This window comes from Streptomyces longhuiensis, assembly GCF_020616555.1.
In the GTDB taxonomy this organism is placed as follows: domain Bacteria; phylum Actinomycetota; class Actinomycetes; order Streptomycetales; family Streptomycetaceae; genus Streptomyces; species Streptomyces longhuiensis.
Genome location: NZ_CP085173.1, coordinates 50,471 through 74,763, shown reverse-complemented (window position 1 = coordinate 74,763; position 24,293 = coordinate 50,471). Strand labels below are relative to the sequence as shown.

Annotated in this window: 18 protein-coding genes and 3 pseudogenes; 9 read left to right on the top strand and 12 right to left on the bottom strand. The window is 67.6% G+C overall.

Annotated features, from left to right (window positions below; genetic code table 11):
- The first annotated feature begins 35 nt into the window (after positions 1-35).
- Positions 36-485 (top strand): hypothetical protein, encoded by a 450-nt coding sequence (locus tag LGI35_RS00325; protein WP_227291586.1) that lies wholly within the window; start codon positions 36-38, stop codon positions 483-485.
- Between the two features lie 97 nt (positions 486-582).
- On the opposite strand, the gene LGI35_RS00320 is transcribed toward LGI35_RS00325, so the two are convergent.
- From LGI35_RS00320 to LGI35_RS00310, 3 genes are all read right to left on the bottom strand, one after another.
- Positions 583-1,461, bottom strand: coding sequence for an IS5 family transposase (locus LGI35_RS00320; RefSeq protein ID WP_227291585.1), 879 nt, complete (start codon positions 1,459-1,461; stop codon positions 583-585).
- An 812-nt stretch (positions 1,462-2,273) separates the two neighbouring features.
- A complete protein-coding gene (locus tag LGI35_RS00315) occupies positions 2,274-3,872 on the bottom strand; it encodes a succinic semialdehyde dehydrogenase (RefSeq protein ID WP_227291584.1) in 1,599 nt (532 codons plus the stop codon).
- Between the two features lie 21 nt (positions 3,873-3,893).
- Positions 3,894-4,814: an acetoacetate decarboxylase family protein gene (locus tag LGI35_RS00310; RefSeq protein ID WP_227291583.1), complete on the bottom strand. Its 921-nt coding sequence runs from the start codon at positions 4,812-4,814 to the stop codon at positions 3,894-3,896.
- 177 nt (positions 4,815-4,991) lie between these two features.
- Between LGI35_RS00310 and tnpA the strand changes: the two are divergent.
- Positions 4,992-5,330, top strand: a pseudogene (tnpA, locus tag LGI35_RS00305) (IS200/IS605 family transposase); the annotation flags it as partial.
- A gap of 226 nt (positions 5,331-5,556) precedes the next feature.
- Here tnpA and LGI35_RS00300 read toward each other — a convergent pair.
- The 4 genes and pseudogenes from LGI35_RS00300 to LGI35_RS00285 all read right to left on the bottom strand — a co-directional run bounded on the left by LGI35_RS00300 (position 5,557) and on the right by LGI35_RS00285 (position 9,031).
- Complete coding sequence (locus tag LGI35_RS00300; RefSeq protein ID WP_227291581.1) at positions 5,557-5,940, bottom strand: hypothetical protein; 384 nt, start codon at positions 5,938-5,940, stop codon at positions 5,557-5,559.
- A gap of 339 nt (positions 5,941-6,279) precedes the next feature.
- A complete protein-coding gene (locus LGI35_RS00295; RefSeq protein WP_227291580.1) occupies positions 6,280-7,524 on the bottom strand; it encodes an NADH:flavin oxidoreductase/NADH oxidase family protein in 1,245 nt (414 codons plus the stop codon).
- 597 nt (positions 7,525-8,121) lie between these two features.
- Positions 8,122-8,432 (bottom strand): annotated as a pseudogene (locus tag LGI35_RS00290) (alpha/beta hydrolase fold domain-containing protein); the annotation flags it as partial.
- Between the two features lie 29 nt (positions 8,433-8,461).
- Positions 8,462-9,031, bottom strand: a complete 570-nt coding sequence (locus tag LGI35_RS00285; RefSeq protein ID WP_227291579.1) for a TetR/AcrR family transcriptional regulator — start codon at positions 9,029-9,031, stop codon at positions 8,462-8,464.
- A 154-nt stretch (positions 9,032-9,185) separates the two neighbouring features.
- On the opposite strand from LGI35_RS00285, the gene LGI35_RS00280 reads away from it, so the two are divergent.
- The 3 genes from LGI35_RS00280 (at position 9,186) to LGI35_RS00270 (ending at position 14,383) form a co-directional block, all read left to right on the top strand.
- A complete protein-coding gene (locus LGI35_RS00280; RefSeq protein WP_227291578.1) occupies positions 9,186-11,414 on the top strand; it encodes an MMPL family transporter in 2,229 nt (742 codons plus the stop codon).
- Between the two features lie 569 nt (positions 11,415-11,983).
- Entirely contained in the window at positions 11,984-12,943 is a 960-nt protein-coding gene (locus LGI35_RS00275; protein WP_227291577.1) for an NAD(P)H-quinone oxidoreductase, read from the top strand.
- Positions 12,944-13,303: 360 nt separating this feature from the next.
- Entirely contained in the window at positions 13,304-14,383 is a 1,080-nt protein-coding gene (locus tag LGI35_RS00270; protein ID WP_227291576.1) for an NAD-dependent epimerase/dehydratase family protein, read from the top strand.
- Positions 14,384-14,575: 192 nt separating this feature from the next.
- Here LGI35_RS00270 and LGI35_RS00265 read toward each other — a convergent pair whose 3' ends face one another.
- Complete coding sequence (locus LGI35_RS00265; RefSeq protein WP_227291575.1) at positions 14,576-15,550, bottom strand: alpha/beta hydrolase; 975 nt, start codon at positions 15,548-15,550, stop codon at positions 14,576-14,578.
- Between the two features lie 255 nt (positions 15,551-15,805).
- On the bottom strand, positions 15,806-16,408 hold the full coding sequence (locus LGI35_RS00260; RefSeq protein ID WP_227300154.1) for a TetR/AcrR family transcriptional regulator: 603 nt from the start codon (positions 16,406-16,408) through the stop codon (positions 15,806-15,808).
- A gap of 278 nt (positions 16,409-16,686) precedes the next feature.
- Between LGI35_RS00260 and LGI35_RS00255 the strand changes: the two genes are divergently transcribed.
- The 3 genes and pseudogenes from LGI35_RS00255 to LGI35_RS00245 all read left to right on the top strand — a co-directional run bounded on the left by LGI35_RS00255 (position 16,687) and on the right by LGI35_RS00245 (position 20,279).
- Positions 16,687-18,309: a class I adenylate-forming enzyme family protein gene (locus tag LGI35_RS00255; protein ID WP_227291574.1), complete on the top strand. Its 1,623-nt coding sequence runs from the start codon at positions 16,687-16,689 to the stop codon at positions 18,307-18,309.
- Between the two features lie 68 nt (positions 18,310-18,377).
- Positions 18,378-18,884, top strand: a pseudogene (locus LGI35_RS00250) (phosphotransferase); the annotation flags it as partial.
- An 81-nt stretch (positions 18,885-18,965) separates the two neighbouring features.
- Positions 18,966-20,279 (top strand): MFS transporter, encoded by a 1,314-nt coding sequence (locus LGI35_RS00245; RefSeq protein ID WP_227291572.1) that lies wholly within the window; start codon positions 18,966-18,968, stop codon positions 20,277-20,279.
- 21 nt (positions 20,280-20,300) lie between these two features.
- Here LGI35_RS00245 and LGI35_RS00240 read toward each other — a convergent pair whose 3' ends face one another.
- Complete coding sequence (locus LGI35_RS00240) at positions 20,301-20,459, bottom strand: DUF5709 domain-containing protein (protein ID WP_390956114.1); 159 nt, start codon at positions 20,457-20,459, stop codon at positions 20,301-20,303.
- Positions 20,460-20,619: 160 nt separating this feature from the next.
- On the opposite strand from LGI35_RS00240, the gene hemB reads away from it, so the two are divergent.
- Positions 20,620-21,618, top strand: a complete 999-nt coding sequence (gene hemB / locus LGI35_RS00235) for a porphobilinogen synthase (protein ID WP_227291571.1) — start codon at positions 20,620-20,622, stop codon at positions 21,616-21,618.
- A 13-nt stretch (positions 21,619-21,631) separates the two neighbouring features.
- Here hemB and LGI35_RS00230 read toward each other — a convergent pair whose 3' ends face one another.
- Both LGI35_RS00230 and LGI35_RS00225 read right to left on the bottom strand, forming a co-directional pair.
- Positions 21,632-22,738: a saccharopine dehydrogenase family protein gene (locus tag LGI35_RS00230; protein ID WP_227291570.1), complete on the bottom strand. Its 1,107-nt coding sequence runs from the start codon at positions 22,736-22,738 to the stop codon at positions 21,632-21,634.
- Positions 22,735-24,168: an aldehyde dehydrogenase family protein gene (locus LGI35_RS00225; protein ID WP_227291569.1), complete on the bottom strand. Its 1,434-nt coding sequence runs from the start codon at positions 24,166-24,168 to the stop codon at positions 22,735-22,737. The genes LGI35_RS00230 and LGI35_RS00225 overlap by 4 nt, the downstream gene beginning before the upstream one ends.
- Between the last annotated feature and the right edge of the window lie 125 nt (positions 24,169-24,293).

Here is a 24,293-nt window from a genome sequence, read left to right as displayed (position 1 = left end):
TGCAGTGGATCAGGCGGATGCGGTGATACTCCGCCATGAGTAGAGACGCCGAGGTCATCGTGCTCGCCCGCTGGTCGGACGAGGTGATGGAACCACTGACCCAGGACGACCCGGAACGTACGTGGCGAGGTCGCTTCGTCCCGATAGCGGGGCACTGGGGCTATGAGTTCGGGTGGGCCCTGGAGTTGGAGAAGATGCGCGCCCGCAAGGGCCTGCTCAGGCACCTGGAGTCGCTGCCGTGGCCGCATCCGCATACGGTCCAAGTTCTGCTTCGCGACCAGGACGACGACTGCTTCGGGCTATGGATGTTCCAGGAGGGCCAGCTGGTGGAAGTCGCCATTCCGCGCACCGAGCGTTTCCACCAGCCGGCACCGCCCAATGAGGACTCCGAACCCGACCCGGGCATGCTGCTGCGCACCGACCAAAACACGGCTCTGCCCGAGCAGACGCCAGAAGCACACCGCGACACCCGCTCAACCTGGTAGACCGAGTTCGACAGCTCATCTTGGGACGTCAGGGCTGTCGACGCGGGCCTACCCAGCGAACTGGCCACCACTACCCAGGTGCCGATAACAAGGCGTTTCACTGCGGACGGAGCCATAGGCGGATCGCGGCCACGGTGACCATCCCGTAGAAGACGTACGCCCGTTTGTCGAAGCGCGTGGCGACGGCTCGGAAGTTCTTGAGCCGGTTGATGGTCCGCTCGACCTCGTTGCGGCGGCGGTAGATCATCTTGTCGAAGCCTGTGGGCCTGCCTCCCTGGCGGCCGCGGCGCCGGCGGTTGGCCCGCTGGTCTCTCGGCTCGGGGATCGTGTGCTTGATCTGGCGTCTGCGCAGGTGACGCCGATTACGGCGTGATGAGTACGCCTTATCTCCCCCGACATGGTCGGGCCGGGTGCGCGGTCGTCCACCAGCCGGCCGGAACACACGGATCTCGTCCAGGACGGGAATCATCTGCGGTGCGTCCCCCCACTGACCGGGCGTGATGACAAAGCCGAGCGGGCGACACCCGCCTTCCCCAGCGAGGTGGATCTTGCTCGTGAGCCCGCCTCGCGAGCGTCCCAGGGCCTCGTCGGGACGGTGACGCGCCAGGCTCCTACGCCGACTCGGGACCTTCGGGGCACGGGTGGAGGCACCAGCCGCGTGCTGATGGGCGCGGCAGGTCGTGGAATCGACGCTGACCATGCTCCAGTCGATCCGACCCTCGGCATCGGCCTGGACGGCCCGCAGGATCCTTTCCCACGTACCGTCCGCCGACCACCTGCGATGACGATCGTGAACCGTCTTCCAGCTACCGAAGCAGGGAGGCAGGTCCCGCCAGGGCAGACCGGTCCGCTGCCGGAACAGAATCCCGTTGATCACACGGCGGTGGGATTGCCAACGCCCACCCCGCCTGCGATTCACCGGTAAGTGCGGCTCCAGCCGAGCCCACTCTTCATCCGAAAGATCTCCCCGCCCCATGTCCCACGGAACGAGTGCCCAGCGAGAGCGTCACGCGACCCATCGGACACGACCTAGCCGGGTCGTGTCCGGAACAAGTCAGGGAATGAGTCGGTTGGCAGCAGACGGTTCCTATGCCGCAGCGGGTTACCGGGGCCCGGTTCTAGATCTGCCCTCGGGAGAGGCGGGTCCAGCCGACCTCGCTCCCGGGACACAGAGCGAAAAACTGCCGGGCTCGCCTGAACTGCAGCCTGCTGAGAGGACTCCGGCGCCAGGACAGTCCGGGGCCCGCCTGGTGTCCGTCGACGCTCGCCAGGAATCCGTGCTGGTCTGCTGGTCCCATTCCGGGTGAGAGATGAGGTACTCCGTCCCGGCGTCGCCAGTGACGTTGCGGCCTACGACGACCGCGGTGTGGCTGTCTGTGAACGGGATCCGGGAGACCGGTCACCGGTCCTCGTCGGCCAGTGCCTCGCATGTCGCGTCCGTGTCGGCCTCTCGGCACCGAATCAGACCGGATGAGGTTCGTTGTCCTCGGTCCGGCACCGTCACTGCAGGTAGGCGGGCCAAATGCTCGGCAGTGACAGTAGTCCCTCGCCCGCGATCAGCGGGTCGCTCTCGAATCTTTCGATCAGCACGAGCCCGGACTGGCAGCCGCCTCCGACATGCCCAGTACTGCTCGAAGTCGCGCGGGGGTAGGTGCGCGCGTTCCTGCCCTCACGAGCGGTGGTCCTGCCCGGTGGATCAGGTGAAGAGGGCGAGCCCGTCGTGTGGACAAGCCGCCCTCTTTTCATGGCGTGGCTCGATCGAGGCCACGGCTGCATGGCAGACGCTGTTCAGCGGACGCCGACTGCCTTCATGACCTTCAGTGCTCCGGTCAGGAGGGTGGCCCAGGTCTCGGGGGAGATGCGGGCCGGCGGGTAGAAGCCCTGGATGCGCTGGTGAGCGACGGTCTGGGCTTCGGTGTACTTGAGGATGCCGTCGGCGCCGTGGCGACGGCCGAGTCCGGAGTCGCCCATACCGCCCATGGGGGCGTCGATGCTTCCCCAGGCGGCGGCGAAGGCTTCGTTGACGTTGACGGTGCCGGCGTGGACGCGAGCGGCGACGGCCCGGCCGCGTGCCCCGTTGCTCGACCAGACGCTGGCGTTGAGGCCGTATGCCGTTGCGTTGGCCCGTGCGATGGCCTCGTCGACGTCGCGGTAGGAGTAGATCGAGACGACGGGGCCGAAGGTCTCGTGGTCGTACAGCGTCATGTCGGGGGTGACGTCGGTAAGGATGGTCGGCTCGTGGAACAGCGGTCCCAGATCGGGGCGTGCCTTGCCGCCGGCGAGGACGGTGGCGCCCTTGGCGACCGCGTCGGTGACGTGGGCCGTGACGGTCTTGAGCTGGGAGGCGGTGGTGAGGCTGCCGACATCGATGCTGTAGTCGTAGGCGGCGCCGATCTTGAGCTTCTTGGTGCGGGCGACGAACGCGGCGACGAACTTGTCGCGGATGGACTCGGCCACGTAGAGGCGCTCGATGGAGACGCACAGCTGCCCGGCGGACGGGAAGCAGGCGTTGACGGCGCCCTCGGCGGCCTTGTCGATGTCCGCGTCGTCCAGGACGATCATGGCGTTCTTGCCACCGAGTTCGAGGGACGCGCCGATGAGGCGCTTGCCGGCGTCGCTCGCGATCTGGCGTCCGGTGGCGGTGGAGCCGGTGAACATCATGTAGTTGGCGTTGTCCATCAGCGCGCCGCCGATGGAGCTGCCCCGGCCGATCACTATCTGCCAGACGTCGGCCGGCAGGCCCGCCTCGTACATCAGGTTCATGGACCACAGGGCGGTGAGTGCGGTCTGGGTGTCGGGCTTCTGCACGACGGCGTTGCCAGCCATGAGCGCCGCGATTGTGTCACTGGCGGCCATGCTGAGCGGGTAGTTCCACGGCGAGATGACAGTGACGACGCCCTTGGGGTGACGCAACTCGGTGGTGTGGGTGAGCAGCGGGATCGCGCCGCGGCGGCGCTTGGGGCTGAGGTACTTGTCGGCGTTGCGGGCGTAGTAGCGGGAGACGATGCCGATGTCGACGACCTCGAGGTAGGCGTCGCGGCGGGTCTTGCCGTTCTCGGCCTGCATCAGGTCCAGGGCCTCGTCCTGCCGTGCCAGGACGAGGTCGTGGTAGCGCAGCATGATCCGCTTGCGCTCCGAGATCGGAGTGGCTGCCCAGGACTTCTGCGCGATCCGGGCCCGCCCGAACGCGGCCTCAACGTCCTCAGGGGTGGAGACGGGGAAGTCGGCCAGGGGCACGCCGGTGTAAGGGGCGTTGGTGGTGACCCGTGCGGCGTTCGGCGCGGCCGAGACCCGCGCGGTCAGCTGCGTGAGCAGGGCTGGGGTGATGGACGCGGGCAGGCCCAGGCCGCGGGCGGCCGTGGGGCGCTTGGCGTGGTCGGTGAGCATGGTACGGACTCCTTGCTGCTGCTACTTGTTCCGGCTCCGGACCGAGGTGGGCACCGGCATGTGGAGGGCGGCCTGGCCTTCGGTCATGACGTCGAACTGGATGGTCCGCTTCGGCTTGAGCGACCGCAGGTCGTTGGACATGCGGCCCTCACCGAGGTGGAGGGTGATGCCGCTGGTGCTGCGCGTCGTGCCGGCGTTCAGCACGTTGGTCTGGTTCATGGTGGAGTGCCACGCGCCGTTGATCGTCGTGTACGAGGTGAGCGAGCTGACGCGCTCCCCGCTCACATAGGCCTTCTGGGAGGGGGTGTTCGCCAGGAGAGACAGGTCGACTCCGCCGGCGTCGTTGGCCACACTGGCGCTCGTCCGGTGGTCGTTGATGTCGACGTCGAGCCCGGTGACCCACTTGGGGAAGCCGTAGCCGTCGTGGCCGCGGACCTGGGCGATGTCCGTGTTCACCGGCAGCGACAGCACGTAGGAGTCGAGGTGTTCGTTCTTCAGGCCGGAGACGAGGTCGAAGAAGCCGAGCTTTCCGTGCCGGGCGGGCTTGACGGCAATGCCGACGGCCGCTTCGGTGTAGAAGTCGATGTCGCACACGTCATAGCGGAAGAACATGACCGAAACCAGGCCGAGGCCCGGCGTGATCTCCAGCGGCGAGAGCTCCTCGGGCAGACGGCTGCGGATCGCACGGGTCGGCGCGACCATCGTGAGCCGGGCGGTGGACATCGTGTAGTAGAAGTTCGGGGTGAGCGTGGAACCGATCGGAGAGTCGACCTTGATCTTGGGCAACTGGCGGAAGAAGTCCACGCTGCTGACGCGGGGGTCGCGGGCGATCTCGTCGAGGTTGGGGTTCATTCGGTAGCGGTCGTACAGGCCGCCCTTGGGGACCGTGACCTCACGGCCGCCCAGGCTGACCTTGACGGCGTCCTTCTGCGTTGAAGACATGGCGAGGGTTCCTCACTCTCATGTAAGCGGTGTACACATGACTATAGGGCGCTATGTATGCACTGTCAACAATGGGGTGCGGGGATTCTACGAACGACTCTCGACGGTCGATGACAGGGGCGCTCCAGTGCCTGCAGCCGGGGGGCCTGAGCGGGGGAGTCGTACCCCTGAGGGAGCGTCACCAGGTACCGCAAGGGCGTCTTCGGCAACGCAATGCTCAAGCGGTGCGAAGAGATCATGCGGGAGGTGTGTGACGGCTTCGAGGTAGAGCTGCGCCAGTTCAACGGCGAGACTGATCACGTGCACCACCTGGTGCACCATCCGCCGAAGGTCGCGCTCTCGGAACTGATCAACCGTCTCAAGCGCGTCAACTCCCACTACCTGCGCGCCGAGTGCGGCCGGATCAACCGGATCGGGATGGGCTCGGTGTTCTGGTCCCGTTCGTACTTCGCCGGAAGCTGCGGCGGAGCGCCGCTGGCGATCGTCCGTCAATACATCGAGCAGCCGAAACGTCCGTCGTGGACCGGGTCGGAGCGGTCCTCAAATCGGATTCCCGCCCCACCTAAAGGTGGGGATTCCCTCCGAAGAGAGGGATGGGACGGTGGGACCTGATGCATGCCGCGCCGAGGCTTCAGCGAGGAACCCGGGCCTTCGTGAGAACCGCGCCCGCCGAGAGTAACTGCGCCGCCAGAAGGGCGCGATGGCCGCGCCGTGTACGGACGCTCTTGTCCGTAGGCAGCCCCTACCGGCCCTCTCGGAGTCGGCGGAACGCGGTGGAGAGGATGCTGGACCACACGGTGGTCACAGTTCCAGGCAGGGCTGCCGGCTCGAGCGGCCTTTCTTCATCAGGCTCGGTGGGCAACGGTTCCGCAGGGGCGGCGGAAGCCGGTGTCTCGTTGACGCCCGACCGCTGCTCATTCATGTCCTGATCGAGCGCGAAGACAGGATCCGAGAGTACCGGCACCGAATGCGCAGAGGCCTTCAGCGATGCGGTGTGGATGCCTCTGAGTTGCTGGACATGGTGCCGGTACGGCACGGTCCGGCCGTCGGGTGCACGCGCAGGATCCTGTGCTGCGGGGTCTTCCAGATCCTCCTGCCCACCAAGGTTCTGGATCGGTTCTGCCATCTTCGTGTCTCTCTGTCCGGGTGGGGATGATCTCTGAACGCCCCGTCTGTGCCCGTTGGGTGCACCTCGCCGCCCGGATGAAGCGCAACGCCGCTCACGCTTTTGCGTCAACTCCCCAGGCGGGCTGCTGTCGTCCAGGTGGTCCTGGTGCCGCGCCGCCCGAAGTAGTCGGCATTCGTGCATGGTTCAGCGGGAGTACCTCACTTGACCAAGGGCCTCGGCGTAGGGGGCATCCTGGTACAGAAGGCGCTGATCGTCGGCGACCGGCAGGAAGGCGAAGCCGATGGCGCCTCACGCGCGGCAGGGGCGGGCCACGCGCTCAGGCGCCATCGGCGGTTCTTAGGCCGCTGCCTGGGACTTCGACAGCCAGGCGCGGTAGCTGCGCAGGGCCACTCGCTGCTTGCGGCGCTCGGAGATCAGGGCGATCGCCGGGTGGGTGCCGGGCTTGGGGTTGCTGCCGCGGGCGATGCGGCGCATCTGGTGGCGGACCTGAGCCATGCTGGCGGTCGAGGCGAGGGCCTTGTCGGACCAGGTCACCGGACGCATGTGACGGTCGGCCTCGCGGCCCTGGCGCCAACGTGAGGGAAGGTCGGGGGTGATGGCGAGGGCGGTGCCCATACCGACCACCGCCACGCCGCTGTCGAGGACCTTGTCGGCTGTCGCGCGCCGGGTGATGCCGCCGGTGAGCATCAGCGGGATGGGGCTGGTCTTGACGAGGTCCTTGGCGAGGTCGAGGAAGTAGGCCTCGCGGGCCTGGGTGCGGTTGTCGGCGGGGCGGCCGGTCATCGCGGGGCTTTCGTAGCTGCCGCCGGAGAGTTCGACCAGGTCGACACCGAGCGGTTCGAGCATCTCGATCACCTGTCGGGCGTCGTCGGCGTCGAAGCCTCCGCGCTGGAAGTCGGCGGAGTTGAGCTTCACCGCGACGGCGAAGGAGGGCGAGACCGCGGCGCGGACGGCGCGGACGATGTCCAGCAGCATCCGGGCCCGGTTCTCCAGCGATCCGCCCCACCGGTCGGTGCGCTTGTTGACCAAGGGTGAGAGGAACTGAGAGAGGAGGTAGCCGTGTGCGGCATGGACCTCGACGCCGTCGAAGCCAGCTTCCTCGGCGCGTCGCGCGGTCACCGCATACCGGGTCACGGTGTCCTTGATCTGCTTCGGGGTCATGGCGGTGGGGCGGCCGAAGCGGCTGCTGTGCTTGCCCAGGGAGACGCCGACGTCGGAGGGGCCCCACACGACGCCGGGCATGTCGGATGCCACCTGGCGGCCGGGGTGGTTGATCTGCATCCAGATCGCACCACCGCCGGACTTGGCTGCCTTCGCCCAGTCGGCGAACGGCTCCAGGGGTGCATCCTTGTCGAGGACGACGCCGGCGGGGCCGGTCAGTGCCTCGGCGTGGACCATGACGTTGCCGGTGATCAGCAGGCCGGTGCCGCCAGTGGCCCAGTGCTGGTACAGCGACAGCAACTGCCAGTCGGGGAGCTGGCCGTCGCCGGCCATGTTCTCCTCCATGGCCGCCTTCGCGATCCGGTTCTTCAGGACCTGCCCGGAGCGCAGGGTCAGTGGCGAGAACAGCTCGCTGGTCATCCCGTTCTCTCTTTCATCTCGATCACTCACGATGTGTGCACCATTTACATTAGGGCATGAATGTAATCATCGTAAACATCGAGGGGTGTGGGGTATGTCGCAGACGGGCGGCCCGTGTCACCGTGGGGCCTGCGCGGCCTGGCTGCGGGCCGCGCGGGAGCCCGCCGGGGGAGGGCGTCCCGGTGTGCGGTCGCCCGACGGGGCGGCGTCTCGGCGACAGTCTCTTTCGCCACTGCACGGGCCACGATGTTCTTGCCGCCGCTGAGGGATGCCGCGAGCTCGGCATCTGGCCCTGACCCCCTGCGCCTTCCATCCCGGTGCTGTCGCCACCCAGGTTCGCGTCTCCGCCGCTCGCGCATAGGGCGGGGCCTTCGGGGTTGGCTGGCGGTGAGGCTGCAAGGCAGAGCAGGCAGTCGTGGAGGACCTTTTCGGAGTTGGCTCTCTAGGCCGGGGCCGGTGGCTCGGCTGAAAGCAGTCCGGGCCCGTCGGTGCCGCTGGCGATGCCGCTGGCGCGCTCAGCTTCGTGTCTTCATGCGCAGAGAAGCGCGGGGTGTGTCAGTCGTCGTGGAGTGCGGTTCTGAGGGCGTCGATGGCGAGCTAGCGCGCGATGTTGGCGGCGCGGGTGTTGCGGAGGCCGTCCAGGAAGAGGAAGTCGTGGACCATGCCCGCGACGCGGACGGAGGTGACGTCGAGCTTGTTGGCGTACTGCTCGCCCTCGTCGCGCAGGGCGTCGGCCTCGTCGGTGATGACCAGGGTCGTCGCCAGGCCCTTGAGCTGGTCGAGGGTGGCCTGCAGGGGGCGTGGTGTTCGGCGCGCGGGGCGAGGTCGGTGGTGTAGGCGTCCCAGAACCACTTCATGCCGTCGCGGGTGAGGAAGCAGCCCTCGGCGAACTGCAGGTAGGAGGGGGGTGAAGTCGGCGTGGGGGAGCCGGGTCGGATCAGCCTGGCTCCAGCGTGGCGGCCGCGGCGCGGATGAAGGTCATGGCGACCTCCAGATCACCCGGCTCGGATCGGTGCGTCAGCTCACCGATCACGCTTGCCACGGTGGCCGCCAGGATGCGCGGGGCGAAATCGTCGGGGCGCCAGCCTTGTTCTTCGGCGAGGAGCCGGGCACCGTCCTGGACGACGTCGGTCAGCCGGCCCCGGCAGAGCCCCTTGAGCTGAGGGTTGGACTGGAGCATCCGGTCGTGGAGCCCGTCGAACTTGTCCGGGGACTCCGCCTGTTCGCGCAGCCACTGCTCCACGGTGTCGAGGATGCCCTGCCCGGCAGGTCTGGCGTGCAGCGCTGCGGCCAGCTGGTCAACGAATGCGTTGAAGTGCGCCATCGCCAGTTCCAGCTTGGTCGGGAAATACAGCGTGACCGTGCGCGGCGAGACCTCGGCCGCTTCGGCGATGTCGGCGATGCTCGTGGCGTCGAAGCCCCGCTCGGCGAACAGCTCGTAAGCGGCGGTGAGGATCGCTTCCCTGCGTCGAGCCTTGCTGCGTTCCCTGAGGCTGGCACCCGTCATGCCGGGAGCTTACCACCGGTAGTTAATTTACAGTCGACTGTAAAAATGCGTTACTGTGCAGTGCGTGGTGGAGGTGACCCGCTCTGACTCCTCCACCACGCATATATGCCTTCAGCTCCCATTGATCAGAATTTCGACCGGTTAGGAATGTTCGATGGCCTCACGCCTATACGCCTGGGCGCGCTGGATGATTCGCCGCCGCCGCTGGGTGATAGCCACTTGGATCGTCCTTCTCACGGTCGTCGGAGGCCTGGGAGCGACCCTTCACGGGGAGAGGACCACGGAGTTCACGGTCCCCGGTGTCGAAGCGCAGCAGGCGCAGGACCTTCTGAAGGAGAAGTTCCCTCCGGCCGCCGGTGGCGTCGTACGGATCGTCGTCGCCGCCCCTGAGGGGAAGACCGTTACGGACCCGGCGCAGCAGCAGGCGCTCGACGCCGTCCTCCGCAAGGCAGCGTCGGTGCCTGGCGTCATCACCGTCTCCCAGCCGACCTCGGCCGGTACGGTCTCGGCCGACCGGACCATCGCGTACTCCGATGTCCGTTTCGCTGAGGAAGCGTCCAAGGTCGAGCAGTCCGCCAAGGATGAACTGTCCACCGTGGTGCAGCCGCTCCGGGATGCCGGGATGCAGGTCGAGCTCGGCGGCTCGGCCATGCTGCCGGAGTCCAAGGCAGGAGGCCCGGCGGAACTGGTAGGCGTCGTCCTCGCCTTCGTGATCCTTGCCGTCGCGCTCGGCTCCGTCGTCGCGGCCGGACTGCCACTGGTGACCGCGCTCCTGGGCGTGGCCGTCGGCGTGCTCGGCACGCTGTTCGTCTCCGGCTTCGTGCAGATGACAGGCACTGCGACCGTGCTGGCGCTGATGATCGGCCTGGCGGTCGGGATCGACTACGCGCTGTTCGTCATCTCCCGGCACCGCGAGCAACTCTCCGACCCCGAGATGGACTGGGAGGAGTCGATCGCACGCGCCACCGCCACAGCCGGCAGCGCGGTTGTCTTCGCCGGAGCCACGGTCGTCATCGCGCTGGCGGCACTGTCCATCACCGGCATCCCGTTCCTCACGATCATGGGCCTGGCCGGCGCCGGCACCGTGCTGATCGCTGTCCTGGTCGCCATCAGCCTGCTTCCGGCGGTACTGGGAGTGTTCGGCGAGAGGATGCGCCCGCGCCGCCCCAAGCGGAAGAGCAAGCGCAAGGACCGCCCCGCCGGTGCCTGGGGCCTGGCCTGGGCGCGTACGGTCACCCGCAAGCCGGCCCTCGTCCTGCTCGCTGGCATCGTAGGGCTGCTGGCGCTTGCCCTGCCTGCCCGTGACCTGCGTCTTGGCCTGCCCAGCTACGCCTCACAGCCCGAGGCCAGCACACAGCACAAGAGCTACGACCTGCTCACCGAGGGCTTCGGACCCGGCTTCAACGCCACCCTCATCACCGTGCTGGACACCGAGCGCATCCCGCAGAACCAGCGGCAGGCCACCGTGACCCAGCTGCGCGGTGCGCTGGCCGCGGACAAGAACGTGGCCGCCGTCTCACGCCCGGTACCCAGCCCCTCCGGCGGCGTCGTGGTCATGGGGGTGGTCCCGAAGTCGAGCCCCGACGCTCAGGCCACGACCGATCTGGTCCACCGCATGCGTGACCAGGCCCTCAAGATCGCCGACACGGGCGGTTCCCTCTACGTCACCGGACAGACGGCCATGGCCATCGACGTCGCAGGCAAGCTCGGCGAAGCACTGCCCCTGTTCATCGGTGTCATCGTCCTCCTGGCACTGATCCTGCTGGCCATCGCCTTCCGATCGATCCTGGTACCGCTCAAGGCGGCACTCGGCTTCCTGCTCTCGGTCGGCGCGAGCCTGGGTGCCTCCGTCTGGGTCTTCCAGCAGGGTCACCTGAACGGCCTGCTCAACGTGGCAGCCACCGGACCGGTCACCAGCTTCCTCCCGGTCCTGCTCACCGGCGTGCTCTTCGGTCTCGCCATGGACTACGAGGTGTTCCTCGTGAGCCGGATGCGCGAACACTACGAACACAGCAAGAATCCGGCCGAGGCGATCGCACAGGGCGTATCCAGCAGCGCGCGGGTCATCGTGGCCGCCGCACTGATCATGGTCGCGGTCTTCGGCGGCTTCATCTTCAACGAGGACCCGATCGTCAAGGCCATCGGCTTCGCGCTCGCCATCGGCGTGTTCGTCGACGCCTTCATCGTCCGCATGACCCTCGTGCCCGCCGCCATGGCCCTGCTCGGACGACGTGCCTGGAGCATGCCCCGCTGGCTCGACCGACTACTCCCGGACGTCGACATCGAAGGCGCGCGTCTGCCGGCAGCGGCTCCGGCCGAACCTGCCGCGCACCCGCAAACCGACGAGAAGACCCCGCGTCGCAAGGCATCCACCCGGGTCTGAACACCCCCCCCAATCTCCGAGGCCGCCCTGCCGTGGGGGCCCGACGGCCTCGGGTGACACCCTGCACCTCCCTTGGGACAAGGAGGTGCAGGGTGTCTTTTTCGCACTCCACGTACCCGCAGCTGGGCGATGCTCATGTTGGGCAATTTGTCCAACTTGGAGTGCGGGAACCCCCTGTCCTGCGTCTCAAGAGGGCTGCCGTGGCTCTTACTTGACGGAGACTCAGGAGTACCGACCGCCCCTGAAGGGGAGACATGGGGCGCCTCGCCCGCAACCCGCAAAGGCGTCGCGCGGTGTCGCCGCCAGTTTGGTTGGCGCAGGGTCCTGCATGGACCGCCGCGGAAGCGTACTGAATCCCAATGTTGACACTGCACACTCCGGGGATGTAATGTATGTGATGTAAACATTCGGCTCTCGGGTGTATATGGACAGAAGCGGGCATTCTCACCCCTTCTCGGTATCGTGTTCGCGGCGCGCTCGGCATCGGCCGGCTAGCGGGAATGCCGCGGACGCCCTGTACCCAAGACCCCGCAAGAGCCCTTCATCGCAGTTGTGGGAACGGAGTTGTCGTGAAGGCTGTATCGATCACGGAGCACGGTGGTCCTGAGGTCCTGCAGTGGGTCGAGGTCGAAGACCCGACGCCCACCGCCGGTGAGGTGGTCATCGATGTGGTGGCCAGCGCTCTGAACCGGGCGGACGTCATGCAGCGCTGGGGGCTCTACCCGCTGCAGCCCGGCTGGTCGCCGTATCCGGGGCTGGAGGTCTCCGGCCGTATCAGCGCGCTGGGGGAAGGGGTGACCGGCTGGCAGGTGGGCGATGAGGTCTGCGCCCTGCTGACCGGAGGCGGCTATGCGCAGAAGGTCGCCGTTCCGGCGGGGCAGCTGCTGACGATCCCCAAGGGAATCGGACTGACAGAGGCGGCGGGTCTCCCTGAGGTCACTGCCACGGTCTGGTCCAACATTGTCATGACCGCGGGCCTGAAGGCCGGCGAGACGATCCTCGTGCACGGCGGCGCCGGCGGTGTCGGCACGATGGCGATCCAGATCGCTAAGGCCCTGGGAGCCCGCGTCGTCACGACGGTCGGCGGAGCGGAGAAGGCCGCCCAGGCCCGGGAACTGGGCGCCGATGTGGCGATCGACTACCGTACCGAGGACTTCACGGAGCACGGCCCCTACGACGTGATCCTCGATGTCGTCGGCGGTGACTACCTGGAGCGCAACGTGCGCTCCCTGGCGGCCGACGGTCGACTGGTCATCATCGGCCTGCAGAATGGCCTCGAGGGCCAGCTCAACCTCGCCGAGATCGTGTTCAAGCGGGCCTCCGTGCACGGCACCACCCTGCGGACCCGCTCCAAGCAGCACAAGGCCGAGATCGTGGCCGAGGTCCAGAAGAACGTCTGGCCCATGATCGAGAACGGCACCGTGAAACTGGTCATCGACCAGACCGTCCCGATGGCCGACGCAGCCGATGGGCACCGCCTCATGGAAGCCGGCGGCCACCTCGGCAAAATTCTCCTCACCAACGACTGAGTAGGCGGCGCAGAAGCGCCCGCGAATGCCCCCGCCCCGCGTGGCCCTCACCGTCGGCAGCTGCGCCGAATCTGCGTAGCCCGCCGACAGGAACGACCACCGGGCGAGGACCCAGGAATCCGGAGCGGCAGGACACGCCGGTATCAAAGCCCTCGCGCACCTGCCGCCCCGGGCCGTCACCTTCGTTCGCCAGATACCGGTGCTCCGGCCGCTCACCGGCCCTGTGGGCACGGGGACATCCCAGCCGCCCGGTACTCATCCGCGCGCGCCCTGTCTCTGCTCAGCCAAATCCAACTGCGGGCCGCCCCTGACCAGCCGGCTTCGTCTCCCTCCCGCATGTGCGCGGGCGAAAGGATCCACATGGACACCCAGGTCGACCTCGGTGGCCTCACTGTCGACACGAGCGCTCCAGTCCTCGTCACCGGCGCCACGGGATATGTCGCAGGCTGGATCGTGAAAGGTCTGCTCGACGCCGGGGCCACCGTCCATGCGGCTGTCCGCGACCCGCGCAACACCACCAAGGTGCAGCACCTTCTCGACATCGCCGACACCTCGCCCGGCACCCTGCGCCTGTTCGCGTCCGACCTGATGCGTGAGGGCTCGTACCTCGAGGCCATGCAAGGGTGCCGCGTCGTCATCCATACCGCCTCACCTTTCACCCGCACTGTGCAAGATCCCCAGCGTGACCTCGTCGACCCGGCCGTGCACGGCACTCGCAACGTGCTCCAAACCGCGAACGACGTCGACACCGTCGAGCGAGTGGTCCTCACCAGTTCTGTCGCCGCGATGGTCGGGGACGCCAAGGACGTCGTCCGCCTCCCGGGGCGGACCGTGACTGAGGGGACCTGGAACACCACCTCGTCTCTGACCCGCGAGCCGTACAGCTTCTCCAAAACCCTGGCCGAGAAGGAGGCATGGCGCATTGAACAGGGGCAGGGCCGCTGGCGCCTTGTCACCGTCAACCCAGGCCTTGTGATCGGTCCTGCCTTGAACGCCGACCCGACCAGCGAGAGCTTCAGCATCGCGCGACAGATGGTCAGCGGCCAGGCCCGCTTCGGTGCGCCTCGCATCGCCGTCGCTGTCGTCGACGTCCGTGAGGTCGCCTACGCGCACCTGGCAGCTGCGTTTCTCCCCAAGGCCCAGGGGCGCCACCTCGTCATGGCGGAGACCACCGACATCGTCGATCTTGCACGCAGGCTCCTGCCCGCCTACGGGGCACGGTACCCGCTGCCTCGCCGAGCTGTCCCGAAACCTGTCGCTGTCGCGTTCGCTCCGGCATCTGGGCTCGAACGTGGCTATCTACGGCGCAACATCGGCTTCGATCTGCGAGGCGACACCACAAAGAGCCGGCAAGCCCTCGGCGTGCGCTACCGGCCCGCGCAACACTCCATGGAAGACATGCTCGGACAGCTCGCCCAGGCCGAAGCGTTGAAACTGTAGCTCCGGGAATCGCCCCAACATGCGGATTCCCTCTGGCTCCAGGCGGCGTGGGACAACCGGGCTCTTTCACCGAAACAGCCTCGAGAGATCCGCTCAGGGCGACCGGGACGAAGGAAGCGTCAGATCCGGGCCCGTCCGTGCCACGAAGGGCTTCGGCGGACCCGGATTGCGCATCCGTGCCAGGGGGTGGAGCTAGCTGTCGTGCAGTGCCGTCCGCAGAGCGTCGACGGCGAGTGTGCGGGCTACGTTGGCCGCGCGGGTGTCGCGCAGGCTGTCCAGGAGGAGGAAGTCGTGGACCATGCCCGCCACGCGGACGGAAGTCACATCGACACCGGCCTCGCGGAGCTTGTTGGCGTACTGCTCGCCCTCGTCGCGCAGGACGTCGGCCTCGTCGGTGATGACTAGGGTGGTGGGGAGCCCCCGGAGCTGGTCCAGGGATGCCTGGAGCGGAGAGGCGTGCACCTCGGTGCGCTGGGTGGGGTCGGTGGTGTAGGCGTCCCAGAACCACTTCATGCCGTCGCGGGTGAGGTAGTAGCCCTCGGCGAACTGGAGGTAGGACGGGGTGTCGAAGTCGGCGTTGGCCACCGGGTAGAGCAGGACCTGAGCCTTGAGGTCGATGCCGCCGCGCTCCTTGTTCATCAGTGCGAAGACGGCGGACATGCAGCCGCCGACCGACTCGCCGGTGACGGCGATGCGCGAGGTGTCCAGGCCGTGGTCGGCGCCGTGCTCCAGAACCCACTGGCCCACCGCGTAGTTCTGCTCGACCTGTGTGGGGTACTTCGCCTCCGGCGCGCGGTCGTAGACGGGGAAGACACCCGCCGCCCCGGCGCCGACGGCCAGCTCGCGGAAGAGGCGGTCGTGGGTCTTGTCGTCGCCGAAGACCCAGCCGGCGCCGTGGATGTAGAACACCACCGGCAGTGAGCCGGTAGCCCCCTTGGGCCGGATGATCCGGGTGCGGACCGTGCCCCACTCGCCCGCGTCCACATCGACCCACTCCTCGTCGACCTCCGGGCGGGGCACGCTCGGGTCGCTCTGCAGGCCGAGCAGGATGTCGCGGCCCTTCTCCGGGGGGACCTCGTAGATCCGCGGGTGCGGATCGGTCGCCTCGCACAACTCCTTCGCGGCGGGCTCCAGGTACGGGGTGATCGGCGGGGGAAGCTCGGTCATGTTCACTCCCATGTCACGAGCACACGTGTGCCCTGTTCCTGCGGCCAAACCGGCCGCGCCTGTAGATCCCCCTGCCCGGGCGGGAATGCCCGGTTCCATCGTTCGTGGCCTACTGGGCAAGCGCAACTCAGCCGCAGGTATGCCCACAGGGAGGATGACCGGGCCGTTGCTCGACAGAGATCCTGTGGCTCGTGGTCAGGTTTCCCAGAGGTGAACTCCGCTGTCCTGACTGGGCCGATGGACGAAGAGTGCTGTTCACGGTGCGCCGACTGTCATGCGGGTCATGGCGCGGTACCGCTCTGCGAGTGCTTGAGGGGTGTGTTCGCCTTCTGCGCGGTACCACTGGGAAACGCCGGTGCACATGGTGACGATCGCCCTGCTGACCTCACGCGGATATGCGGTGGTGAAGACCTTCTGCGCCACACCGTCTTCGATCACGTGGTCCATCAGGCGCTGCTGGCGGTCGCGGGCGGCTATGTAGGTGGTACGGGCTTCTCCGGTGAGGCTGCGGATCTCGCTGTAGGCGATGAACGCGAGGTCCCGCCGATAGGCGTGGAACAGCACGAGGCACTCCACGAGCAGGTCCAGCCTCCGCTGGATGTCGGTGCCGGCCTCCTCCAAGGCCGCGGTGCTGCGTTCCCACAGGTCGTCCATGGCATAAGAGACGATCGCGACGAGTAGTGCCTGTTTCGATGCGTAGTGGTAGTACAGCCCCGGCACGGAGAGCTCCGCCCGGGAGGCCACCGTCCGGATCGTTGTCCCGTGGTAGCCGTGCTCCATGAAACAGGCCAGCGCAGTCTCGAGGATGGGCGGCAGTCCGCTGGCTGAGTACGTCCTCCAGGCCACCCTGGCATCCATCTTGGTCACAGCGCTCCCCTCGCCCGGATCTTCGTCGCGTCGGCAAGTCAGTATGCAGCGCCGCTCGGTCGACGCCGACAACAGACCCCTTGACACAGCGCTCCCGCCGCATCAATCCTTCACCGAGCGATCGCTCGGTAACCCTACCTCGCACAAAACGAACCGAGCGAGCGCTCGGTAACCATTGGCCTGCGCGGTGACGCGGGCAGGAGGGACGAGAAGTGACGGTTCCTGAAGATCCTCCGTGGGGTTCCTTGCCTTTGGCCGGTGCAGCAGAGATGACGGTCGTCCACGACTCTCTTGTGGCCGCATGGAAAGCACGGGTAGCGAAGAATCCGGGCGCCGCGGCGCTGCGCTACTTCGACGGCGCCCTGTCCGCGCAGGACGTGGACGCGGCGTCGGACGCCCTCGCGGCCGCGTTCGAAGCCCGCGGAACCCGGCGAGGTGACCGCGTCGGCGTATACCTGCAGAACATCCCTCAGTACGCGCTCGTGCTGCTGGCCTTGTGGAAGCTGGGTGCCACGGCCCTGGGGCTCAACCCGATGTACCGGCGGCACGAACTTCGCCGAATCATCGACGACGCCGGGGCGATCGGGATCGTGTGCGCGGATGCCGACGCCGAGGAGACGCTCGGCACCCTTGAGGGAAGCACGGTCCGGTGGCTGATCAGCACGTCGGCGCTGGACTACCAGTCACGCAACGATGCGCGGGTCTTCGCGACGACGGAACGCCCCGCCCCGGCGCCGGACGGCGACCTCGCGGCACTGATCGAGGAGTTCGGCGGTTCCCGGCCCACACCGGTGCAACTGACCCGTGACGACGTCGCGTTCCTGACCTACACCTCTGGAACGACCGGACCGCCGAAGGGTGCCATGAACACCCACGGCAACGTCCTCAGCGTGGTGGCGACCTGCGGCGCGTGGACCGGCCTGAGCGACGGGGACGTCGTGCTCGCCATCGCTCCGCTGTTCCACATCACCGGCGCCGTGGTCAACGCGGCCATCTCGCTGCTCACGGACACCACGCTCGTCCTCACGGGCCGGTTCCACCCCGAGGCCGTCCTGGAAGCCATCGCCGAGCACGGGGTGACCTTCACGATCGGCTCCATCACGGCGTATAACGCCATCTACGAGCTGCCACACGCACAGCCGAGGCACTTCGCGTCGGTGAAAACCCTGTACTCCGGAGGTGCGCCGATCCCGCCGGCGACCGTCGAGCGGTTCCAGGAACGATTCGGCGTCTACATCTACAACGGCTACGGCATGACCGAGACGACCTCCGCCGTCATCGCCGTGCCTCCGGGACGCAGGGCACCGATCCACCTGCCCAGCGGAACCCTGTCCATCGGGCTGCCTCTGCCGCACCTCACCGCGCGCGTCGTGGACCTGCACGGCCGCCCGGTGCCCAGCGGAGAGCAGGGCGAACTCGAGTTGAGCGGGCCACAGGTGGTCCCCGGATATTGGAGGAAGGCCGAGGCCACCGCGCAGACCATGCCGGAGGGCCGGTTGCGTACCGGCGACGTCGCCATCATCGACGAGCAAGGCTGGGTCTACCTCGTGGACCGGCTCAAGGACCAGATCAACGTGTCCGGCTACAAGGTCTGGCCACGCGAGGTCGAGGACGCGCTGTACGAGCACCCGGCGGTGCTCGAGGCCGCCGTCATCGGGCAGCCGGACGACTACCGCGGCGAAACCGTCGTCGCCTACGTCTCCCTCAAGACGGGCCAGAGCGCTACGCAGGAGGAGCTGATCGCCTTCTCCCGCGGCCGCCTGGCGGCCTACAAGTGCCCCCGCCAGGTCCACGTCATCGCCGACCTGCCCAAGACCCAGAGCGGCAAGATCCGGCGCGCCGAACTCCGCAAGGCCGGCAGCACCGGACCGTCCTCCCCGTCAAAGGACTGATCCGTTGAACCAGAACCACACCGGCCAGGAACGGTTCACGGGCCGCACCGCGATCGCGCAGCCTTCCCGCGGTGGAGCGGATCGCAGGCTGGCTCGGCCGCAACCTGCCGACGAGCCAGGCGGCCACGGTGGTACACGGCGACTACCGCATGGGCAACCTCATGTTCGCCCCGCGCGCACCCGCCGAGTTCGTCGCGATCCTGGACTGGGAGGTGGCAACACTCGGCGACCCACTGGCGGACCTGGGCTACGTCACCGCCACCTACTCCGAGGCCGGCAGCCCGACCACCCCGCTGGAACTGACCCCGGTCACCCAGGCACTCGGCTACCTCACCAGACTTCAACTGGCAGACCGCTACCAGTCCCGCACAGGCCTCGACCTCACTCCGCTTCCTTGGTATCAGACCCTCGCACTCTGGAAGGCAGCGATCTTCTGCGAGGCCATCTACACCCGCTGGCAACGTGGCGAACGCCCCAACGACACAGTCTTCGGGCCCTCACTGGAGGCAGGAGTACCCCGCCTGCTGGAGATGGCCGCACAGTACGCCGGCCTGACCACGGCCATCCGCCGCTGACGCCCGACAGCGTCTGACACCACCTCACCTCCGAGTACAGACCTCACTCACTCCTGCCCGAAAACAGCGAAGGAGTCTCTTGTGAGCAACACACCAACAGGGCCCGCAACAGCGACCGGGACCAGAACCCAGCCGAGCCCCACGCTGCGATCGAAGCGAAAGTCCCTCTTCGCCAGCACGATCGGGAACGTCCTCGAGTGGTACGAGTGGAGCGCCTACGCCGTCTTCGCGCCCTTCATCGCCACCGCCATGTTCCAATCATCCGACGGGGTCTCGGCGCTGCTGTCCACCCTTGCCGTCTTCGCAGTGGGTTTCCTCATGCGCCCGCTGGGAGGCATCGTCTTCGGCCGGGTCGCCGACCGACGCGGCCGCAAATTCGTACTCGTCACCACCATGCTGATGATGGCCGCCGGAAGCCTCGTCATCGGACTCATGCCCACCTACGCATCCCTCGGGGCCTGGGCCTCGCTCATCCTCCTCCTCGCCCGCATGGCACAGGGATTCGCCCACGGCGGCGAGTCCGCGACGGCCAACACCTACGTCGCGGAGATCGCACCCAACGAGCGCCGCGGACTATGGGGAAGCATCGTCTTCGTCGCGATCTTCGGCGGATCTGCCGTCGCCTACTCGGTGGGCGGGGCGGTGACATCCGTATTGTCCGACAGTGAAGTCGCCCGGTGGGGCTGGCGCATCCCCTTCGTCCTCGGAGCGTTCCTCGCCCTCGCCGCCCTGTACCTGCGCCGCAGCATGGACGAGAGCGACGTCTTCTCCGACCAGAAGTCGAACGACGAGCCCACCCCGTTGTCCCGGAAGCAAGTGGCCCGAGCCATCCTGCTCGTCATCACGATGACCTCGGGCATCACCGCCGCTCACTACACCTGGACCTCATACGTCTCGACCTACGCCATCGCCCAGAAAGGCATGGACGCCAGCGCCGCCTACTGGAGCTCGGTCGGCGCCCAGTGCATCGCCATGGTCACCTTGCCGCTCTGGGGCCGTCTCTCCGACAAGGTCGGCCGCCGCCCGATGATGATCACGTTCGCCGCGTTGATGATCGCCCTGCAGATCCCGCTTACGGGAATGATCGGTTCACAGGGCTGGACCCTCCTTGTGGCATCCTCGGTCGCCCTCGCCGTCGTGGCCATCCCCGGAGCGCTTCTGTCCGCCACCATGTCGGAAAACTTCCCGACCCGAGTACGCACGCAGGCCATCGGCTTTGCCTACTCCGTCTCCGTGGCCGTCTTCGGAGGCACCGCACCGTACCTGAACCAACTCTTCATCGAGCTCGACGTGGCCCGGCTCTCCAGCTTCTACATCATGTTGCTGTGCTCGCTCACGGGGATCGCGTGCTATCTCATGCGGGAGACCAAAGGCATTCACCTGAAAGACGCCTAACCAAAGGGGTGTTCCCCAGGATCACTCCTCGCCGACGATGTGCATCGCGGCTTCCTCGGCGGACGCCGCCCCACCGTCGAGGCCGATGTCCTGGGCATCCGGGCCGGACGAGTTCGGTCTCGTGCCCTCGTCTTCGGACACCACACGGCCGGCACGCCGGCCGCCGACCTCGTCGTCCAGGAGTTCCCCGTCGGCGTCCGTCGTGTCCCCCAGGCGGCCGTCATCGTCCGCGCCCGCGGTAGGGGCGCAACCCGATGCCCCACGGAACGAAAGCCCACAGCCGGGAACAGCAACAACATGTCGGTAAGTGCACTGTTTATGCGGGCGTAGCCTCGGGTTTATGAACTCGTACGGATCCTTTCCCGGGGTGCGGCCGCGACGGCTGCGGACGACGACTGCCCTGCGGCGGATGGTGGCCGAGACCCGGCTGCACCCCGCCGATCTGGTCCTGCCCGCGTTCGTGCGTGAGGGGATCACCGAGCCCGTGCCGATCCAGGCCATGCCCGGTGTCGTCCAGCACACGCGTGACACCCTGCGGAAGGCCGCCACGGAGGCGGTGCAGGCCGGGGTCTCCGGGATCATGCTTTACGGGGTGCCCGAGGACGCGAAGAAGGACGCCGCCGGAACTGCGGGCACGGATCCGGACGGGATCTTGCAGGTCGCCATCCGGGACGTGAAGGCCGAGGTCGGCGATGAGCTGGTCATCATGTCGGACCTGTGCCTCGACGAGTTCACCGACCACGGTCACTGCGGTGTCCTTGACACCGACGGCCGCGTTGACAATGACGCCACGCTGGAACGTTACGCCGAGATGGCCCAGTTCCAGGCCGACGCCGGCGTCCACGTCGTCGCTCCGTCCGGGATGATGGACGGCCAGGTCGGGGTGATCAGGGACGCCCTGGACACCGTTGGCAAGGAGGACGTGTCGATCCTCGCCTACACCGCGAAGTACTCCTCCGCTTTCTACGGCCCCTTCCGCGAGGCCGTCGGCTCCTCCCTCAAGGGTGACCGCAAGACCTACCAGCAGGACCCCGCCAACAACCGTGAGTCGCTGCGGGAGTTGGCGCTGGACCTGGAGGAGGGCGCGGACATGGTGATGGTGAAGCCCGCCGGACCGTACCTCGACATCCTTGCCAAGGTCGCCGCATCGGTGGATGTGCCTGTCGCCGCCTACCAGATCAGCGGCGAGTACGCGATGGTCGAAGCCGCCGCAGAGAAGGGCTGGATCGACCGCGACAGGGCGATCCTGGAAACCCTCACCGGTATCCGGCGGGCCGGCGCGCAGATGATCCTGACCTACTGGGCCACCGAGGCCGCCCACAAGCTCCGCCAGCTCTGAGACCGCCTGCCGGTCAGACCGTGACGAGCCCGAGCTCGGCACAAGCGTGGCGCAGTGTTTCGAGGCCGAAGGCCGCGGTGGGTCCGACGACGCCGGGATTGACATCGGAATGGGTCGCGATGTGGTGGGCGGCCCAGGCGATGAGTTCACCGGTGAGGCTGTAGGGGTTGGGGCCTTCGAGGTGGACTTCTGCGAGCGGGGCGCTGCCCGAAACGCCCGTGGAGGCGACAGCGACGACGTGGGAGGGGATGCGCTCGCGCAGCGCGGCGTCGGGGCCGCCCGGCGGGCCGATGAGCAGCGGGCGGGTCAGGGCGTCGGTCAGTTTGCGGCCAGCCGGGAGACGCGTGGTGGCGTTGGCGAGGGCCGAGTACAGGCAGAGAGGGCGGCTGAGTTCGGGGAACCAGCCGTTGTAGACGGAGACGTCGTCGAGTGATGGGAAGGCCTCGGGCAGGAAGAGTACTTCGGTGCCGGAGACCAGGAAGGCGGACTTGCGGCGGCCTCGGACGGTGAAGCGGTGGACGCGGGAGGCGGTGCGTTCCTCGGTGAGCTGGTGCCGGTGCCAGCGTGGCGAGGGCAGGGTCATGCCGTCGCGCATGGTGGTGCGTGTTCCTTCGCTGATCCCGCGCCAGATCGGCCCCGTGGCGAAGTAACCGATGTCAAGCGTCCGCGCGGCATCTCCTGCTTCGCGAGCGGCGAGGGCTCCGGCGAGAACGCCGGGGACGTAGTCGTAGCCGAAGGCGGGCAGCATCACCGCACCGGTGTCGCGGGCGCGTTGGTGGTGCCGTTCGTGCAGGGCGCGGACGAATCCGACTTCGCCGGTCGAGTCGATGTAATGGGCGCCTGCATCGGCGGCGGCCTGCGCGACGGGAAAGCCGAAGCGTTCGAAGGGGCCGACGGTGGTGATGAGGACATCTCCGCGTTGCAGGTGCTGCTGCAGGCCAGCGGGGTCGGTGGCGTCGACGACCAGGTGGTCGAGCCCGCCGGCGCGTTGGGCGAGAGCAGTCAGGGCGGCGGGGTTTCGTCCGGCCACGGTCGGTTCCACGCCCCTGCGCAGAAGGGCGTTGAGGACGAGGCCGCCTGTGTAGCCGGTGGCGCCGAGCACAATGATGCGGCTGGTCATCGTTCCTTCCCCAGGATCGGGTGGGTCCGGGCCACGGCCTTGGCGATGAAGGCGAACGACCGGGAGGTGTGCGGCGCGTAGATCAGACGCAGGGTGTCGGGCCGCGTGGGCTTGGAGAGGACAGGCTTGCGGTGGCTGAAAGTGTCGAAAGACGTCTTGCCGTGGTAGGCGCCCATGCCGGACTCTCCGACACCGCCGAACGGCAGGTTCGGGACGCCGAGGTGGATCATCGGTGCGTTGTAGACGATTCCTCCGGAGGAGGTCTTTTCCAGCAGCGCTCGCCGGGCGGCCCTGTCGCGGGTGAACGCGTACAGGGAGAGGGGCTTGTCCCTGGCGTTGATGAAGTCGATGGCCTCGTGGACGTCACGTACGGTCAGGACGGGGAGGATCGGGCCGAAGATCTCTTCGGTCATCACAGCGGCTCCGTGCGGCACGTCGGTCAGCACGGTGGGTGCGATGTAGCGCTCAGCCGCGTCGGACGGGCCCCCGGCGAGGGGCTTGCCCTCTGCCAGGAGCCTGGTCAGGCGCTGGAAGTGACGGTCGTTGACGATGCGCCCGTAGTCGGAGCTGGTTCGGGGGTTGGGCCCGAACATCTCCCGGATCGTTCCCGGCAGCGCGGACAGCAGGGAGTCCCGGGCGGCCGGCGTGACCAGGACGTAGTCGGGTGCGACGCAGGTCTGACCGGCGTTGGTGAACTTGCCCCATGCCAGTCGGCGCGCCGTGACGGCCATGTCGGCCGTCTCGTCGATGAAGACGGGTGACTTGCCGCCAAGCTCGAGGGTGGTCGGGGTCAGGTTCCGTGCCGCGGCGGCGGCCACGATCCGGCCGACCGTGCCGTTCCCGGTGTAGAAGATGTGCTCGAACCGCTGCTCAAGCAGCAGCGTGGTCTCCTCGACCGCTCCTTCGACGACGGCGACGGCCTCCACGTAACGGGGGAGAAGACCGGCGATCAGGGCGCTGGTGGCGGGAGCCAGCTCGCTCGGCTTGACGACGGCTGCATTGCCGGCTGACAGTGCGCCGACCAGCGGGTTCAGCGTCAGTGTCAGCGGATAGTTCCAGGGCGCGATGACCAGGCACACCCCGAGGGGTTCGGGATGGATGCGAGCCGTTGCCGGTTTCATGTTCATGGGGACGGCGGCCCGCCGCGGCTTCATCCATCGCTCGAGGTGACGCAGGGCGTGATCGATCTCCGCCAGGACTCCTCCGATCTCGGTGAGGTGAGATTCGGTGCGCCCCTTGCGCAAGTCGTCGTAGAGGGCTTCCTCGATGGCCCGGGTGTGGTTCGTCAGAAAGCTCCGCAGGCCGCGGAGTTGGCGTCGGCGCCAGGCGGCCGGCCGGGTGGCACCTGTGTCGAACGTGGCCCGCAGCCCTGCGACGATGTCTGGGATCTCCTGGTCTTGCTGTGCAATGGATGCGGCGGTGCCGGTCATGGGCGTGCCTTCCAGGCGATTGGTGAGGCGGGTTGTCCGTGCCGTGGGTCCACAAGCGTCAGCGTGGCGGCCGGTGCCGTGAGCGGGTATCTGCAGCGGACGAGGCGACCGCGTCGTGCCTCGGG

What these genes read in the sequence shown, in the direction of transcription:
- LGI35_RS00260 (WP_227300154.1), bottom strand. Translation starts at nt 16,408, where the DNA reads ATGGATGCCAGGGTGGCCTGGAGGACGTACTCAGCCAGCGGACTGCCG.
- LGI35_RS00325 (WP_227291586.1), top strand. Translation starts at nt 36, where the DNA reads ATGAGTAGAGACGCCGAGGTCATCGTGCTCGCCCGCTGGTCGGACGAG.
- LGI35_RS00265 (WP_227291575.1), bottom strand. Translation starts at nt 15,550, where the DNA reads ATGACCGAGCTTCCCCCGCCGATCACCCCGTACCTGGAGCCCGCCGCG.
- LGI35_RS00315 (WP_227291584.1), bottom strand. Translation starts at nt 3,872, where the DNA reads ATGCTCACCGACCACGCCAAGCGCCCCACGGCCGCCCGCGGCCTGGGC.
- LGI35_RS00320 (WP_227291585.1), bottom strand. Translation starts at nt 1,461, where the DNA reads ATGGGGCGGGGAGATCTTTCGGATGAAGAGTGGGCTCGGCTGGAGCCG.
- LGI35_RS00285 (WP_227291579.1), bottom strand. Translation starts at nt 9,031, where the DNA reads ATGACGGGTGCCAGCCTCAGGGAACGCAGCAAGGCTCGACGCAGGGAA.
- LGI35_RS00255 (WP_227291574.1), top strand. Translation starts at nt 16,687, where the DNA reads ATGACGGTCGTCCACGACTCTCTTGTGGCCGCATGGAAAGCACGGGTA.
- LGI35_RS00300 (WP_227291581.1), bottom strand. Translation starts at nt 5,940, where the DNA reads ATGGCAGAACCGATCCAGAACCTTGGTGGGCAGGAGGATCTGGAAGAC.
- LGI35_RS00295 (WP_227291580.1), bottom strand. Translation starts at nt 7,524, where the DNA reads ATGACCAGCGAGCTGTTCTCGCCACTGACCCTGCGCTCCGGGCAGGTC.
- hemB (WP_227291571.1), top strand. Translation starts at nt 20,620, where the DNA reads ATGAACTCGTACGGATCCTTTCCCGGGGTGCGGCCGCGACGGCTGCGG.
- LGI35_RS00280 (WP_227291578.1), top strand. Translation starts at nt 9,186, where the DNA reads ATGGCCTCACGCCTATACGCCTGGGCGCGCTGGATGATTCGCCGCCGC.
- LGI35_RS00310 (WP_227291583.1), bottom strand. Translation starts at nt 4,814, where the DNA reads ATGTCTTCAACGCAGAAGGACGCCGTCAAGGTCAGCCTGGGCGGCCGT.
- LGI35_RS00230 (WP_227291570.1), bottom strand. Translation starts at nt 22,738, where the DNA reads ATGACCAGCCGCATCATTGTGCTCGGCGCCACCGGCTACACAGGCGGC.
- LGI35_RS00225 (WP_227291569.1), bottom strand. Translation starts at nt 24,168, where the DNA reads ATGACCGGCACCGCCGCATCCATTGCACAGCAAGACCAGGAGATCCCA.
- LGI35_RS00270 (WP_227291576.1), top strand. Translation starts at nt 13,304, where the DNA reads ATGGACACCCAGGTCGACCTCGGTGGCCTCACTGTCGACACGAGCGCT.